Consider the following 14,616-nt stretch of genomic DNA (forward strand, 5'->3'; position numbering starts at 1 on the left):
CGAAGTTAAGCGCTTTTTCAAAAATAGCCAAACCGCGCTTTTTAGCTCAAAGGCCTATTTTTCCAGTTTATCCAGGCGGTTTTCCAGGTTTTTGATTTTTTGTATCAGCTCCGGTAATTTCGCCAAAGCGGCCAGTTCGCGCCAGATGACTTTTCTGTCCTTGGCCGGACTGCCCCAGACTTGCGCGCCTGAGTCTATGTTCTGCGATACGCCGCTCCGGGCCATCACGACGGCGCGGCTGCCGATTTTGACATGATCGGCCACGCCGACGCTACCGGCCAGAATGGCGCCGTCCTCAATCGTGCAGGAACCGGAGATGCCGCATTGGCCGCAAATGATGACATTGCGGCCGACCACGTTGTTATGGCCAAGCTGTACCAGATTGTCGATTTTGCTGCCCCAGCCGATGCGCGTCGAGCCCAGCGCGCCCCGGTCGATACAGGTATTGGCGCCAATCTCGACATTGTCTTCTATCACCACGTTGCCGACATGGGGGACCTTGACGTGCTGGTTGTTGCGATATTTGTAACCAAAGCCGTCCGCGCCGATGATACTGCCGGCATGAATGATGACGTTGTTGCCGATCACGCTGTTATCGTAAATCACCGCGTTGGGGTGAATGCGGCAATTGTTGCCGATACTGACGTTGTTTCCGATTTGAACGCTGGCTTCTATCGTACTGTTGTCGCCGATGCGGCAGCGCTCGCCTATGCTGGAAAAGGGACCGATATGGACATCTTGACCCAAGGTTACATCGTCCGCCAGTACGGCTTGTGCGGAAATTTGTCTTTTCCGGGCAGGTTCTGGATGCAGCGCGCCGACGGCTTTCAGAAAGCTCATTTCCGGGTCTTTGCAAACCAACAGGGTCATGTTGGCCGGGATGTCGGCCTCCAGCAATTGTTCGGAAATAAAGCAGGCCGAAGCCTGGCAGCTCTGCAAATATTTTTTGTATTTGCCATCGCTTAGTACCGTAACCTGATGGGCTTGCGCGGACATGATGTCGGCGGCCGAATCGATGCCGAGAGCAGGATCGCCGCCCTGAGGCCGAGCGTCGCAAAGTTGAGCCAATTCCGTGATCTGCATGTTGAATCCTATTTCCAGATGCCAATGATATGGGTGAAGTCGTCTGTCCAGGTTTGCAAACCGAAAGTGATCGGTAGCTTCTGCCAATGGCCGAGCCGGCTTTGGCGCAAACGTTCCAGGCGCTCGGGGTGTTTGGCAATCACCACCCAGTCGGTGGCGACCACTAACGGAGCGGCATTTTCCGGTCTGAATTCCTGCAGCAAACCCGATAGATGCATGCTTTCGACATGGTCGGCCAGCACTTTTTTCAACGCCAGATGGCGGTTGGTGATATGGAACGCCAGCAGGCCATCCTCCTTCAGTTTGCTAAAGTATAGCTGCATTGCTTCGCGTGTCAGTAAATGAGTCGGCACGGCATCGGAACTGAAGGCATCCATGATCAGCAAGTCAAAACTGGTATCGGCTTCCTGGGTCAGGGACAGGCGCGCATCGCCCACGATCATCGCCGCACTTTTGTTGCAACGCTCCAGATATTGAAACCATTGGGGATCTTGGGCGATTTTTACCACCAGTGGGTCGATTTCATAAAAGCGCCAATCCTGTCCGTCTTTGTGGTAGCAGGCCAAGGCGCCGGCACCCAAACCTACCGCGCCTATGCGCCAGTTTTGGCTTTCGGCGTCAAATTCGCTAAATAGCTGACCGATAGGGCCGGGACGGCTGTAATAGGTCAAAGGGGTCGTGATGTTGGCGGGCGTCAAACGCTCGGCGCCGTGCTTGGTGGTGCCGTGATAGAGTTCGCGCACTTTTTCGGGCTTTTGATTTTCGTCGGCCATCACCGTATCGCGTACCGACAATACGCCGAAAAAGGTGCGTTCTTGATAGAGTGTGCTGGATGCCAGGCCATGTAAGCCAATGGTGAAGATCAAAATCACACCGGTCAATAAACCTAGACCCAATGGGTTTTGTCTTGCCGAATAGGTTAAGCCCGCCAACAAAATCAAGGCACCGCCAATGATGTCCAGATAATCCCATAAGGATTCAGTGCTTAGATAAATGCCAAATCCCAGTACCAGCAGCAGTAGCGGGAAAATGGGTTGCAAGAACCAGCGGCCATTGAAAAAACCGGGGCGTAATAACAAGGCGGCGACGATCATGATCGGATATTCGTAGACCGCATTGAAGACAAAAGGCGCGACGAAGGTATTGAACAGGCCGCCTAGCATGCCGGCAAACGACATGATCAGGTAATAGCGGGTCAAATGTTCCGCATGCGGGCGGTTTTTGGCTAATTCGCCGTGGCAGACCATGACAGCCAGGAAAAAGGCTAAGCAATGTAAAATCAAATCGAGCCAGAATGGTAATACGGCCGGATTGATGAAGGAATACGCGATAAAAACCAACAATACAGCGGGTTGCGCGATGACCATGGCGGGGTGAATGCGGTCGGCCCATTTGGAAAAAACCAGAATGAACGACAGCAAATATAAGGTCAGCGGCAAAATCCACAACAACGGCACGGCGGCGATGTCGGTGCTGATGTATTGAGTCAAGCCCAGCAATAAGCTGGACGGCACCAGGGCCAATGCCAGCCAGTGTAACTGTTGGCGCATCGGTGGCGCCTCGATGGGTTCGATGTCGGAAATCTCTGCCGGTTCGTCGTTATCTGTCTGGCTGCGCCATAGCGCCATGGCGCAGATCAGGATCAGCACGCAGAGTACGCCGTAGCCGATGCTCCAAAACAAACGCTGATGCGCCAAACCGATGTTGGGTTCGATCAGAAAGGGATAACTCAGTAGCGCCAACAGGCTGCCGGCATTGCTGGCGGCATATAAATAATACGGGTCGTTGCTGCTGCGATGACCCAGGTGCGAGAACCATTTCTGCAGCAACGGGGCCGTGGTCGATACCACGAAAAAGGGTAAGCCAATCGCCAGAAACAAGGTCCAGAGCAACCAGAAGGTTGGATTGCTGTCGACGGGCGGATTGGCATTCGCCGGAAGCGCCACCGGTAGCGCGAACAGGCTAAATATCAACAATGCGGTATGGATTTGAATTTGCCTCTGATGGCCGGTGCGTGTAGTCACCCAATGCGCGTACCAATAGCCGCCGAAAAGCAGGGTTTGATAAAACACCATGCAGGTGTTCCAAACGGCCGGCGTGCCACCCAGCAGCGGTAGCAGAATCTTGCCGAACATCGGTTGTAGCATGAACATCAACAAGGCGCTGGCGAACAAGGTGCCGGCAAATAAGATCACCGGAGAAAACCGTGGCGTTTGGGTGGCTGTCTGCGTGGTGTTGTTCATTAGTGTGCTGTTGTGATGTTGAATCAGGCCGGGTTAATGGTTATGGGTGTTTTCCAGCGCCTGGCGACGTATTCGAGTGCTTCCTGTATGTTCAAGTCGCGCGTGCCGCCGCCCGTGCGGACGAAAAATTTTGGGGTATTGCCTTGAGTCAAAAACACGGGACGCATGGCGGGGGAAATGATCACGCGGCATACGTCTTTATTGTCGATGACATGAAACAGGATATGAATAAACGGGCAAAGATCGGCGCCCAAATTCGTGGAAATGGCCGTCATCAGGGTTTGTTCGAAGCCGTCCTGGTTGGGTCTTTTTAAGGTTTGGTAGTCCTTTTCCAGGCCTATGATTTCGCCATCGTCGCGAACGCCGATCAACAAGGTGCCGCCGATATGGCTATTGAAAAAACCGGCGACCGTTTTCATGATGACGGTTTCCAGATTCCGGTTGATGCGTTCTTCCTGCAGGTCCCAGCGTATTGAGGATTTGAATTCCAGTAAGGGGCCTTCGCCCTGGCGGATGATCGAAGGCAGGTCTTTATCCAGCTCTGCTTTCAATGATTCCAGGTAGGACAGGCGTCTATGCAGGAGTTTGTAGAATCCGAGCGACAACAAGCCCAGCATCGCGCCGATTTCGGCATAAAACAACAACAGGCTGTTCTGGTTGATATGGCCGGTTGCTATTTCCCGGATTTGGGTAAAGACATATTCCAGCGAGGAAATGGGATCGGCGTTGTTCTCGCGTGAGCTGATGTAATCGTAGCTGGGAGCGAGCAGAAATACCCCGACGGCGGCGCCGATCAATGCAGCCATGACGTAAATCTTTAGCTGTTGTTTCCAGATTGAAATGATCAATAAGAAAAATCGTTTCATCGGATCAAGGTTGTGGCGAGTTTGGTAACGTGGGGCTGGCGGGCATCATTGTTTAAAACTGGCGGTTCCCATAGGGCAGGTGGCTGTTACCGCTTGGCTAAGTGGTGGTTCAATCTGGAGTCGTCGATAGGCCAGGCCAATTTGATGATCTGGACGTCCAGTGTTTGATTGGGCAAGGGCCCTTCCATGCGTTCAGGCCTTGTCTCCGTTTGAAGCGAAATTGCCTTCCGAACACCCACAGGCCGAGTCGAGCTATGGATTTGGTTGAAAATAATTTTCCGCACTTCGGGCGCATCGCTCCCATGCTCCGCGTGGGAATACAGCCTGAACCGCTCTGCGGTTCGGGGTGCTAGAGCGTTCCTGAGCAGGTTCCCGCGCGGAGCATGGTAACCATAAGCGGAAGTTATTTCTGACGAAATCCTGTGTGGCTCGGCGACCAATGATAAAGGCTCGCTGGGAGCGGGGTGCCCGCTGGATTTTTTGAATCCCTGTATTGCGTATTCAGTGTTTAAAATGTATCCCAGCCGCTGGAACGGCGACGCCAGCTGATTTTCGGCAGGATGAAGCCCAGCAGCACGCCAAATAAGGCCAAACCACCGCCGTATAAGAACCAATCCTGGTTGGTGCTATCGGCCAAGGCCTGGTTTTCGCGTTTGAGTTGTTGCAGTTCGCGCTCGACCGTCACGACGCGCTCCTGCAACTGATCGCGTTGTTGCTTCATTTGTATCGCGTTCGCCGCCGTTTGTTGGAGTTCGCTCAATTCCGCACTGAGTTTGTCCCGCTCCTTGCCGACTTCTTGGTGGTTGACCTGCGAGGCTTTCAATTGCTTGTTTTCTTCTTGTAGCGTTTCGAGCTTTTTGACCGCGGCTTCCAATTGATTGCGGGCGCTCGGTTCGTTGCTGATGTAGCGGGTCAGGATATAACCTTCGGCGCCGTTGGCAGCTTGAACGTAGGTGTAGCCGTTTTCGGTGTTGTCGCCGAGTACGTTCAGCGACATGCCGTTGGGGAGCATTTTGACAATTTTGCTGCGTTCGCTTTCGCCGCTGCGCAAGGGCACGTCGATGCTGTCGGTCACATAGCCCACTCTGGCTTCTGCCAGACTACAGGTGGCGAGCAACACAAGAATACTGACAAGGGCTTTTTTCACGGCGGGATACTCTTTCTCGACAAATAGTGGGCGACGATTCTAGCGAAATTATCGGCAGATGAGAAATTCGAGCAGAGCTTTTTGGGCGTGCAGTCGATTTTCAGCTTCCGGAAAAACCACGCTTTGCGGGCCGTCGATCACGGCGGCTGCCACTTCTTCACCGCGATGGGCCGGCAGGCAATGCATGAACAACGCGTCCGGATGCGCGGCTTGCATCACTTGCGTCGTCACCTGAAAATCGCGGAAGGCGAATTCGCGTTTTTTCTGCTCGTCTTCCTGGCCCATGCTGGCCCAGACATCGGTGACGATCAAGTCTGCGTTGCGCGCGGCTTGTTCCGGCGAATTGAAAAATGCCACTCTGTCCGCGGCCGGATCGACGATGCTTTGCAGGGGGCGGTAGTCGACGGGGCAGGCAATATTCAGTTTGAAATCGAATTGGCGCGCGGCGTTGATATAGGAATGACACATGTTGTTGCCATCACCGATCCAGGTAACCGTTTTACCCTGGATGTCGCCGCGGTGTTCGAAGTAGGTTTGCATGTCGGCCAGTAACTGGCAGGGGTGCAACAGGTCGGTCAGACCATTGATGACCGGCACGCGAGAATGCTTGGCGAAAGTGGTGACCATTTCATGGGCGTGGGTGCGCAGCATGATGCAATCGACCATGCTGGAGATCACTTTCGCGCTGTCTTCGACGGGTTCGCCACGTCCCAGTTGGGTGTCGCGAGGTGACAGGAATATGGCGCTGCCACCAAATTGCACCATGCCTGCCTCGAAGGAAATCCGGGTGCGCGTCGATGATTTTTCAAATACCATCGCCAGAACTTTACCTTTGAGCGGCTGAAAATCAGGGTCGCGGTTGTTCTTGAGTTCGATCGCCCGATGAATCAGGTCGCGTAATTCTCTGCTGCTCAAGTCTAGCAGGCTGATAAAGTGTCTGGGTTGCATAAGGGAGCTTATTGGGTGTGTTCTTGTATGAGCGCCGACAGCGTCTCGGTCAATAGGTCGATTTGTTCGTCGCTGATCACAAGAGGTGGCAACAAACGTATCGTATTTTCGGCGGTGACATTGATCAGCAGGCCTTTTTCCAGGGCTTTTCCGACCAATTCCGAGCACGGCGCATCCAGTTCTATGCCTATCATCAAGCCTTTATGGCGTATGGATACGACATGAGGGTTGTCTGCAGTCAGTCGTTCAATGCCGCTGCAAATCGCCTGGCCCTTGGCTTCGGCTTTGGCTATCAAGTCCGTGTTGCTCAAGGTGTCCACAACGGCCATGGCCGCGCTGCAAGCCAATGGATTGCCACCGAAGGTCGAGCCGTGATTGCCGGCCGTCAAAATAGTTGCGGCCTTGCCGCGTGCCATGCAGGCGCCCATCGGCACGCCATTGCCCAGCGCTTTGGCCAGCGTGCAGACGTCCGGCAACAGGTCGTTGTGCTGGAAGGCCAGGAATCGGCCGGTACGGCCCATGCCGGTTTGAATTTCATCCAGCATCATCAGCAGATTGTGTTCATCGCAGAGCGCGCGGACTTTGTTCAAGTAATCGCTGGCGGGGATGTTGACGCCGCCCTCGCCCTGAATCGGCTCGACCAATACCGCGACGATGTTGCTGTCCGCTGCAATGGCGGTTTGCAGCGCGGCGATGTCGTTATACGGAACATGCACGAAACCCGATAGCAACGGGGCAAAGCCTTGTTTTACCTTGTTGTTGCCGGTCGCGGCCAAGGCGCCCATCGTGCGACCGTGAAAGCTCTTGTCCATCGTGACGATGACGGGCTCTTCGATTCCTTGTTGGTGACCGTATTTACGCGCCAGCTTGATTGCCGCTTCGTTGGCTTCCGTGCCGGAGTTGCAGAAAAAGACATTTTCCATACCGCTCAATTGGCATAGCCTGTCGGCCAACTCTTCCTGCAATTTGACGCCGTATAAGTTGGAGGTATGGATCAGCTTTTGGCTTTGCTGGCTGATGGCCTGGTGTATGGCAGGGTGGGCATGGCCCAGGTTGCAGACTGCAATGCCCGCCAATGCATCCAGGTAACGCTTGCCGTCTATGTCCCAAAGCCACGCACCGTCGCCGTGATCAAAGGTAACCGCCTGCCGGGCATAAGTGGGCATGATGTGGGTAGTCATTTTTCTAGGCTTATTGGCTGGTTGTCTAGTGCGGACAAGTTTAAAAAAAAGCGGTGATTATATTTTTTTGCGGGTGGGTAGGCAATAAGATTGTTTCCTGCATGATCCCATGCCGCGGAGTGTCAGCCAGGTGCGGAGCCGCCAGCGGTTAATACCTTGTCATTGTCAGAGAGAGGGAGTTTTCCGAGTGTTTTGGCCAAGGTAGCATCGTGTTCATAGATGTCGCTGTAAAAGTGTACCTGGTTGTCATGATCGACAAATGCCGTGCTGTATAAAAACAACACCGGGATGGTATTTTTCAAGCTGACGCGGCGGGTTTTCGAGCCTGACATCGCTTGTTGAATCGCGCTCAAATCCCAATTGGTGTCTGGTTGATGACTCAGAACGAACTCGGCTAGGCGTTCGGCATCCTCCACGCGCACGCAGCCATGGCTAAAATCGCGCCGACTGCGGTTAAACAGGCTAGGCGTGGAAGTATCGTGCAGGTAGACGTCTTCCTTGTTGGGGAAAATGAATTTGACCTTGCCCAACGGGTTCTTCTTGCCGGGGCGTTGGCGCGCGCGCACTCGTCCGCGGCGAATGTCCTCGAAAATGCCATCCCACGATTCGGCGTCGCTCCTATAGACCTGAACCAGTTCGATGTCCTGGCTTTGTAAATAGCTCCAATCGTTATAAAGCTTGGGCAGAATTTCCTTTTTCATGATGCTGGTTGGGATGTTCCAATAAGGCATGAATTCCAAATATTTCATTTCTTCGAATAATACCGGCGTCTGGTTTTGCAGGGCTTTGCCTACGATGACTTTCATGTTCAGCGATTCGTTGACTTCCGGCGAACTAAATGCCCACAGTTGAAACGCGGGGATATTCACGATAATCAAGGGGCCGCTCAAATTATCAGGCAGCCAGCGCAAGCGTTCCATGGCTAGTTCGATTTGATGAATCCTGTGTTCGAGCGATTGATTGAGTTTGGTTGTCGTTTCTCTGCCAATAATGCCGTCGGCTTGCAGGCCGTTTTGACGTTGAAATTCCTTCACGCCCGCCTCAAGTGTTTCTGAATAAAGGTCGCTGCGATCATCCGTGTCATTCGGGTTGCCGGCATTCGCGGGCAACGCGCCCCAGGCAATCAGGCGTTCGCGCAATTCGGCGATTTGCGGGTGGCGATCGCCCGGTCGTAAGGATTTTTGCAAAACAAGCGGATCGCCACGAGTTTCGCGTGGTCTTTGTCGATAATCGTGCAGCGCTTTTTTAAGTTGTTGATATTGTCTGATTCTGGGTGCCGCAGTTTCCGCCAGTTGGGCGAGGGTGCCTGCCGAGATCGCTTGCTTTATCAGATTGGCGGAATCGATGCTTTGTTTGCTGCCGAATTGACTGGGATAGTTGAGTTGGCGCGGTTTTACCCGGCCATGATGTAGATCGTTGATAAAGCGAATCAACGAGATCGATAGTGCAGTGTCGAATTTTGCCAGTTCCGTAATGGCGTTGCGCGGCATCGCCAAAGCCATTTTGAAATCGTTAGTCAAAACTTCGGTATCGTAGTCAAGCGGGTCGAGACCATCGGCGCTGGCGTTGCGTAACAGTTTTAAGGCGTCGTCAATCAGTGATTCGGAACGATTTTCGCCGAGCCAGAGCAGTTGGTCGGCATGCATGCGGTAAAGAGCGCTCACTTGCTCTGCTTGTGCGCTAAAGTCGGGTTGGGTCAGTAATGGGTTTTGCTTTGTGGCGATAAGCGAGGCAATCGCGGCGGCAACGTCGTCGCTGTTTGGGCTGACATCGGCGGTGGTGTTGTTTTGCGCGAAGAAAAATAGCAGCACGAAAGCCGGTAGCGTTAAACCAATATTCACAAGGTATCTTTTGAGGCGAGTGTCTCGCATCAGGGCAATCAAGGGATTAGCGTTCATGGAGCATCCATTGGTTCGAGGCGATGTTGCAGGCTGTCATCGCTGAGTTGTTTTTACCGTTATACCTCAAATTAAACGGTATTCGCCAAGCCGACAACAAAATGATGCATTCATGGGTTTGATAGCGCATTTTGCATCGGCCATGGCGGGTCTGATTGTATTGATTCCCACTGGTTCCTTGAATGGAAATAAATTGTCTTTGCGGGGGTGGGGGAAAAATTAAAAACCAAGTGCTTTACTTGGTTTTTAAATGGTACTAAAATGGTCCCAATTGAACGAGGGCATGAGTTGAAATTAAGCAAATTGACCGATTACGCCACGGTGATCTTGAGCGTCATTGCCAAGGATCAATGCCGCGTGCATGGGGCGGTAGAAATCGCCGAAACCACCGGTATTGCCTTGCCTACCGTCAGCAAGATTCTGAAGATTCTGGCCAAGGCGGGTGTGTTGTGTTCCGTGCGGGGGGCCAAAGGTGGCTATGCCTTGGCCAGAGAGCCGGAAAAAATCACCGTGGCGACCGTGATCAGTGCGCTGGAGGGGCCAATTGCGTTGACCGAATGCTCGGCCTCGCATAAAGGCTGCGATCAGGCCAGTGGCTGCCAAATTCAGGGCAATTGGCATTTGATCAATCAAAAAATCGCTCAGGCCTTGGAATCGGTGACCTTGGCGGACATGATCATGCCGTTCAAGCAGCCGGATGAGGTTAGTATCCCGGTCAGCCGCCTGTACCGTTAATTTATCGAGAACGTTTATGTCAGCAACCGCACAAGAAATCGAACATCTGATCAGTCAGGAATACAAGCAAGGTTTTGTGACCGAACTGGAAGCCGACACTTTTCCGCCTGGCCTGGACGAAGAAGTGATCCGCCGCTTGTCCAAAGTCAAGAACGAACCGGAATTCATGCTGGAATATCGGCTGAAGGCATTCCGCCATTGGCAGACCATGCCGTCACCGAACTGGGCGCAGCTTAAAATCGACCCTATCGATTATCAAGCCATCAGCTATTACTCGGCGCCCAAGTCGAAAAAAGAAGGTCCCAAAAGCCTGGACGAAGTCGATCCGCAATTGCTGGAAACCTATAAGAAGCTGGGTATTCCGCTGGACGAACAAGAGCGCCTGGCCGGCATTGCCGTCGATGCGGTATTCGACAGCGTCTCGGTCGCGACGACTTTCAAGGGCAAACTGAAGGAAGCCGGCGTGATTTTTTGCCCGATTTCCGAGGCTTTACAGGAATATCCCGAACTGGTGCAGCAGTACTTGGGTACGGTCGTGCCGCCCGGTGACAACTTTTTCGCCGCGTTGAACTCCGCGGTGTTCACCGACGGTTCGTTCGTTTATATCCCGAAAGGCGTGCGCTGTCCGATGGAATTGTCGACCTATTTTCGTATCAACGCCGCCAACACAGGCCAGTTTGAACGCACCTTGATCATCGCCGACGAAGGCTCGCATGTGTCCTATCTGGAAGGCTGCACCGCGCCGATGCGCGACGAAAACCAGTTGCATGCGGCCGTTGTCGAACTGGTGGCGCTGGAAAACGCCCAGATCAAATATTCGACCGTGCAAAACTGGTATCCCGGTGACAAGGACGGCAAGGGCGGGATCTACAACTTCGTCACCAAGCGCGCCGAATGCCGTGGTCGTCATTCAAAGGTATCGTGGACCCAAGTCGAAACCGGCTCGGCGATCACCTGGAAATATCCCAGCTGCGTGTTGCTGGGCGACGATTCGGTCGGCGAATTTTATTCGGTGGCGCTGACCAACAACCTGCAACAGGCCGACACCGGCACCAAGATGATCCACATCGGCAAAAACACCCGCAGCACGATTGTTTCTAAAGGGATTTCCGCTGGCAAGGCGCAAAATACTTACCGCGGCCTGGTCAAAGTCGCCAAGTCCGCTGAAAACGCGCGCAACCATACCCAGTGCGATTCCTTATTGGTCGGCGACAAATGCGGCGCGCATACTTTTCCCTATGTCGAAGTGAAACAACCTTCCGCGCAAGTCGAGCACGAAGCGACGACGTCCAAGATCAGCGAGGATCAATTGTTCTTCTGCCAGCAACGCGGTTTGTCGCCGGAAGACGCGGTGTCGATGATCGTCAACGGCTTTTGTAAGGAAGTATTCAAGGAATTGCCGATGGAATTCGCGGTCGAGGCGCAGGCGTTGTTGGGGATTAGTCTGGAGGGGGCAGTTGGCTGATGGCCCAACTGAATACCAATTATTTCGCGCGTTGCATTGCCACTTTGGAACGCGCGCAAGCTTATCTGATGGAACATGTCGGCGACGAGGCAATGTACGACATTTACCGCGCCGCTTGCGTCAAGGAATTCGAGATTATTCTTGAACAATCGGGCAAGTTGCTGAAGAAGTGTTTGAAACCCTATTTCGCGTCGCCCAAACAGGTCGACGCGCTGACTTTCAAAGATGTATTTCGCCATGCGGCCAAGCACGACTTGATTTCATTGGATGCCGCGGAGCGTTGGTTGCTCTATCGCGATAACCGAAACGACACGGCGCATGATTACGGTGAAGGTTTTGCGGAAGAAACTTTGAATTTGTTGCCGCAGTTTATCGCCGATGCCAAGCAACTTAACGACGTCATCGCCAAGCAGTCATGAGCTCGGCCGGATTGTTGTTACGGGAACAGGATAAACGCCGCTTATTGCAATTATTGGCTGAGTATCTGCCCGGCGTAACGGCTTGGGTTTACGGGTCACGAGTCAATGGCGACGCGCACGACGCCAGCGATTTGGACATCGTGTTGCGGTCGGCTGATTTGAGCAAAATTCCATTGGAGGCTTTGGAACGTTTTCAGGAGGCCGTTAGGGAGTCGAATATCCCGATTCTGGTCGAAGCCAGGGATTGGGCAAGGTTGCCGGAGTCGTTTCACCAGGAGATTTTGCGGGGTTATGTGGTGTTGGGGGTGTGAGTTTTCGTAGCTTGGGTTAGGCGATAGCCGTAACCCAACACGACGGCTTTTGACATTTAAGGTGTCGCTATTGCGAAGGGTTTTAGAAGTCGGCTGTCGGGCCGAAACCCGACTTAAAAAACTTCGCAATAGCGAAACATGAAAAAAAATTTTAACGCTAGGTTTAACAACCTAGCCAAGCCATTCGTGACGCAAGAGCGTCAAAGGCTGCATTCCCACGCCGGAGAATGGGAACGATAAAGTTCGGAATTATTTAAAATTTAGGTAAAAACACATGCTCAGCATAAAAAATTTACACGTTTCCATCAACGACAAACCCATCCTGAAAGGCCTTAGCCTGGACATCAAGCCCGGCGAGGTTCATGCCATCATGGGGCCTAACGGGGCCGGGAAAAGCACACTGTCGCACGTGTTGTCCGGCAAGGCCGGTTATAAGGTGACCGACGGCAGCGTGACTTACACCGGCAAGGATTTGTTAGAGATGGAACCCGAAATCCGCGCCCGCGAAGGCGTGTTTTTGGCCTTTCAATATCCGGTCGAAATTCCGGGCGTCAGCAATATTTACTTGCTGAAGGCCGCGTTGAATGCGATGCGCAAGCACAAGGGCCTGCCGGAAGTCGATGCGATGGATTTTCTGACGCTGGTCAAAGGCAAGGTCAAATTGTTGCAGATGGACGAGAAGTTCTTGTACCGCGCGGTCAACGAGGGCTTTTCCGGCGGCGAGAAAAAACGCAACGAGATTCTGCAGGCGGCGGTGTTGGAACCCAAGCTTTGCATATTGGACGAAACCGATTCCGGTCTGGACATCGATGCGTTGCGCATCGTCGCCGAGGGTGTGAATTCCCTGCGTTCGCCGGAGCGGTCTTTCTTGATGATTACCCATTACCAGCGCTTGCTCGATTACATCAAACCGGATGTCGTGCATGTGCTGGCCGATGGCCGCATCGTCAAGACCGGCGGACCGGAGCTGGCGCTGGAGCTGGAAGAAAAGGGCTACAGTTGGCTGGAAGGGCAGGCGGCATGATGACTGCAGAACAATCTACGTATTCTTATCTGACGGCCTACCAAGCGGTTGCGCCGGCGTTGCCGGGCAACGATTTGCCGTGGTTGCAAGAATTTAGAAACGAGGGCTTGAAAGCGTTCGAGGCGCATGGTTTTCCGAATTTGCGCGACGAGGAGTGGCGATACACCAACCTGGCGCTGCTGAACAAGACGGTTTTTGCGCCGGTGGACGATAGCACGGTCGCTAGCGCTTGGCTTGACGGCTATCGTCTGGACAACGCCTGGAGCGTGGTTTTGCTCAATGGCCGTTTCGCGCCGCAGTTGTCGAATCTTGCCGGCTTGCCGGCCGAGGTCAGCATAAAAAGCCTGCGCGATGAGCCGGACGCCGCACAACAGCATTTGGGTCAGGCGGTCACGAACGCCGAGCATAGCTTGGTAGCGTTCAATAGCGCCTGGTTTGGCGACGGCGTGATCATAGAAATCGCCGCAAACCATCAAATGACTCAGCCTTTGCAGATCTTGCATGTGGTGACGGCCAACGAGGCCTTGGCCGCCAGCCGCAATCTGATCGTGCTGCACGACGGCGCCGAAGCCGAGGTCGTGGAAACCTACATCGGCAGTGCCGACAGCTATTTTTCTGCGGTAGTCAACGAATGCTTTCTGGCGGCCAATGCCGGTCTGACCTTGCACAAGCTGCAGGCCGAGGCGGAAAAGGCCTGCCATTTCGGCGGCACTTACATCAAACAAGCCCGCGAAAGTCGCTTCGTCCATCATAATTTCGGTTTTGGCGCCGTGCTGGCGCGCAGCGACATTCACAGTAACCTGGATTTGGCGGCGGAATGCCATTTAAATGGTTTGTACTTGGGTACGGGCCGCCAACATTTGGACAACCATACCCGCATCAACCATTTACAGCCCCAAGGCATCAGCCGCGAATTTTATAAAGGCGTGCTGGATAAACGGGCGCGCGGCGTGTTTCAAGGCCGGGTCATCGTCGTCGAAAATGCCCAGCAAACCGATTCGGAGATGAACAACCGCAATCTGTTGTTGTCGGCCGACGCTGAAGTGGATACCAAGCCACAGCTCGAGATCTATGCCGATGACGTCAAGTGCTCGCACGGCGTCACGGTCGGGCAATTGGAGGAAAAGTCGGTGTTTTATCTGCAATCGCGCGGGGTGGACGCAGAGTCGGCGCGGAACATTCTGACCTTTGCCTTCGCCAACGAAATGGTCGACAAAGTCGATAATGCCGGGCTGAAGGCGCTGCTATTGGAGCAGCTGGCGATACGCTTTCCGGCGATGGAGCTTTAGCGCGATT

13 protein-coding genes are annotated in these 14,616 nt (G+C 53.6%); 6 read left to right on the top strand and 7 right to left on the bottom strand.

Going from position 1 to position 14,616, the window contains the following annotated elements; all coding sequences use genetic code 11:
* Window positions 1–54: 54 nt before the first annotated feature.
* From lpxD to NM686_RS07725, 7 genes are all read right to left on the bottom strand, one after another.
* Entirely contained in the window at window positions 55–1,083 is a 1,029-nt protein-coding gene (lpxD, locus tag NM686_RS07695; protein ID WP_255187292.1) for a UDP-3-O-(3-hydroxymyristoyl)glucosamine N-acyltransferase, read from the bottom strand.
* Window positions 1,084–1,091: 8 nt separating this feature from the next.
* The gene (locus NM686_RS07700; RefSeq protein ID WP_255187293.1) at window positions 1,092–3,326 is read right to left on the bottom strand and encodes a fused MFS/spermidine synthase; all 2,235 of its coding nucleotides are present in this window, start codon (window positions 3,324–3,326) and stop codon (window positions 1,092–1,094) included.
* Between the two features lie 23 nt (window positions 3,327–3,349).
* The gene (locus NM686_RS07705) at window positions 3,350–4,132 is read right to left on the bottom strand and encodes an AlbA family DNA-binding domain-containing protein (RefSeq protein WP_329959173.1); all 783 of its coding nucleotides are present in this window, start codon (window positions 4,130–4,132) and stop codon (window positions 3,350–3,352) included.
* 568 nt (window positions 4,133–4,700) lie between these two features.
* Window positions 4,701–5,339, bottom strand: coding sequence for a TIGR04211 family SH3 domain-containing protein (locus NM686_RS07710; RefSeq protein ID WP_255187295.1), 639 nt, complete (start codon window positions 5,337–5,339; stop codon window positions 4,701–4,703).
* Window positions 5,340–5,387: 48 nt separating this feature from the next.
* The gene (gene argF / locus NM686_RS07715; protein ID WP_255187296.1) at window positions 5,388–6,287 is read right to left on the bottom strand and encodes an ornithine carbamoyltransferase; all 900 of its coding nucleotides are present in this window, start codon (window positions 6,285–6,287) and stop codon (window positions 5,388–5,390) included.
* Window positions 6,288–6,295: 8 nt separating this feature from the next.
* The gene (locus tag NM686_RS07720; protein WP_255187297.1) at window positions 6,296–7,468 is read right to left on the bottom strand and encodes an acetylornithine transaminase; all 1,173 of its coding nucleotides are present in this window, start codon (window positions 7,466–7,468) and stop codon (window positions 6,296–6,298) included.
* Window positions 7,469–7,590: 122 nt separating this feature from the next.
* Window positions 7,591–9,309 carry a L,D-transpeptidase family protein gene (locus NM686_RS07725; RefSeq protein ID WP_255187298.1) on the bottom strand — a complete coding sequence of 573 codons (1,719 nt, stop codon included), beginning with the start codon at window positions 9,307–9,309 and terminating at the stop codon, window positions 7,591–7,593.
* A gap of 318 nt (window positions 9,310–9,627) precedes the next feature.
* Between NM686_RS07725 and NM686_RS07730 the strand changes: the two genes are divergently transcribed.
* From NM686_RS07730 to sufD, 6 genes are all read left to right on the top strand, one after another.
* On the top strand, window positions 9,628–10,101 hold the full coding sequence (locus NM686_RS07730; RefSeq protein WP_269022678.1) for an SUF system Fe-S cluster assembly regulator: 474 nt from the start codon (window positions 9,628–9,630) through the stop codon (window positions 10,099–10,101).
* A gap of 16 nt (window positions 10,102–10,117) precedes the next feature.
* Window positions 10,118–11,566, top strand: a complete 1,449-nt coding sequence (gene sufB, locus NM686_RS07735; protein WP_255187300.1) for a Fe-S cluster assembly protein SufB — start codon at window positions 10,118–10,120, stop codon at window positions 11,564–11,566.
* Entirely contained in the window at window positions 11,566–11,985 is a 420-nt protein-coding gene (locus NM686_RS07740; protein ID WP_255187301.1) for a nucleotidyltransferase substrate binding protein, read from the top strand. Before sufB ends, NM686_RS07740 begins: the two co-directional genes overlap by 1 nt.
* Window positions 11,982–12,296, top strand: coding sequence for a nucleotidyltransferase family protein (locus NM686_RS07745; protein ID WP_255187302.1), 315 nt, complete (start codon window positions 11,982–11,984; stop codon window positions 12,294–12,296). The genes NM686_RS07740 and NM686_RS07745 overlap by 4 nt, the downstream gene beginning before the upstream one ends.
* 283 nt (window positions 12,297–12,579) lie before the next feature.
* Entirely contained in the window at window positions 12,580–13,320 is a 741-nt protein-coding gene (gene sufC / locus NM686_RS07750) for a Fe-S cluster assembly ATPase SufC (protein WP_407942386.1), read from the top strand.
* Window positions 13,320–14,609: a Fe-S cluster assembly protein SufD gene (sufD, locus tag NM686_RS07755; RefSeq protein ID WP_255187304.1), complete on the top strand. Its 1,290-nt coding sequence runs from the start codon at window positions 13,320–13,322 to the stop codon at window positions 14,607–14,609. Before sufC ends, sufD begins: the two co-directional genes overlap by 1 nt.
* Window positions 14,610–14,616 lie beyond the last annotated feature (7 nt).

Origin of the sequence: Methylomonas rapida (assembly GCF_024360925.2) — a bacterium.
GTDB lineage: Bacteria > Pseudomonadota > Gammaproteobacteria > Methylococcales > Methylomonadaceae > Methylomonas > Methylomonas rapida.

Bases quoted from the DNA above. Each gene is read 5' to 3' on its own strand.
- NM686_RS07700 (WP_255187293.1), bottom strand. From the start codon at position 3,326: ATGAACAACACCACGCAGACAGCCACCCAAACGCCACGGTTTTCTCCG.
- sufD (WP_255187304.1), top strand. From the start codon at position 13,320: ATGACTGCAGAACAATCTACGTATTCTTATCTGACGGCCTACCAAGCG.
- argF (WP_255187296.1), bottom strand. From the start codon at position 6,287: ATGCAACCCAGACACTTTATCAGCCTGCTAGACTTGAGCAGCAGAGAA.
- lpxD (WP_255187292.1), bottom strand. From the start codon at position 1,083: ATGCAGATCACGGAATTGGCTCAACTTTGCGACGCTCGGCCTCAGGGC.
- NM686_RS07720 (WP_255187297.1), bottom strand. From the start codon at position 7,468: ATGACTACCCACATCATGCCCACTTATGCCCGGCAGGCGGTTACCTTT.
- NM686_RS07740 (WP_255187301.1), top strand. From the start codon at position 11,566: ATGGCCCAACTGAATACCAATTATTTCGCGCGTTGCATTGCCACTTTG.
- NM686_RS07730 (WP_269022678.1), top strand. From the start codon at position 9,628: ATGGTCCCAATTGAACGAGGGCATGAGTTGAAATTAAGCAAATTGACC.
- sufB (WP_255187300.1), top strand. From the start codon at position 10,118: ATGTCAGCAACCGCACAAGAAATCGAACATCTGATCAGTCAGGAATAC.
- NM686_RS07705 (WP_329959173.1), bottom strand. From the start codon at position 4,132: ATGGCTGCATTGATCGGCGCCGCCGTCGGGGTATTTCTGCTCGCTCCC.
- NM686_RS07745 (WP_255187302.1), top strand. From the start codon at position 11,982: ATGAGCTCGGCCGGATTGTTGTTACGGGAACAGGATAAACGCCGCTTA.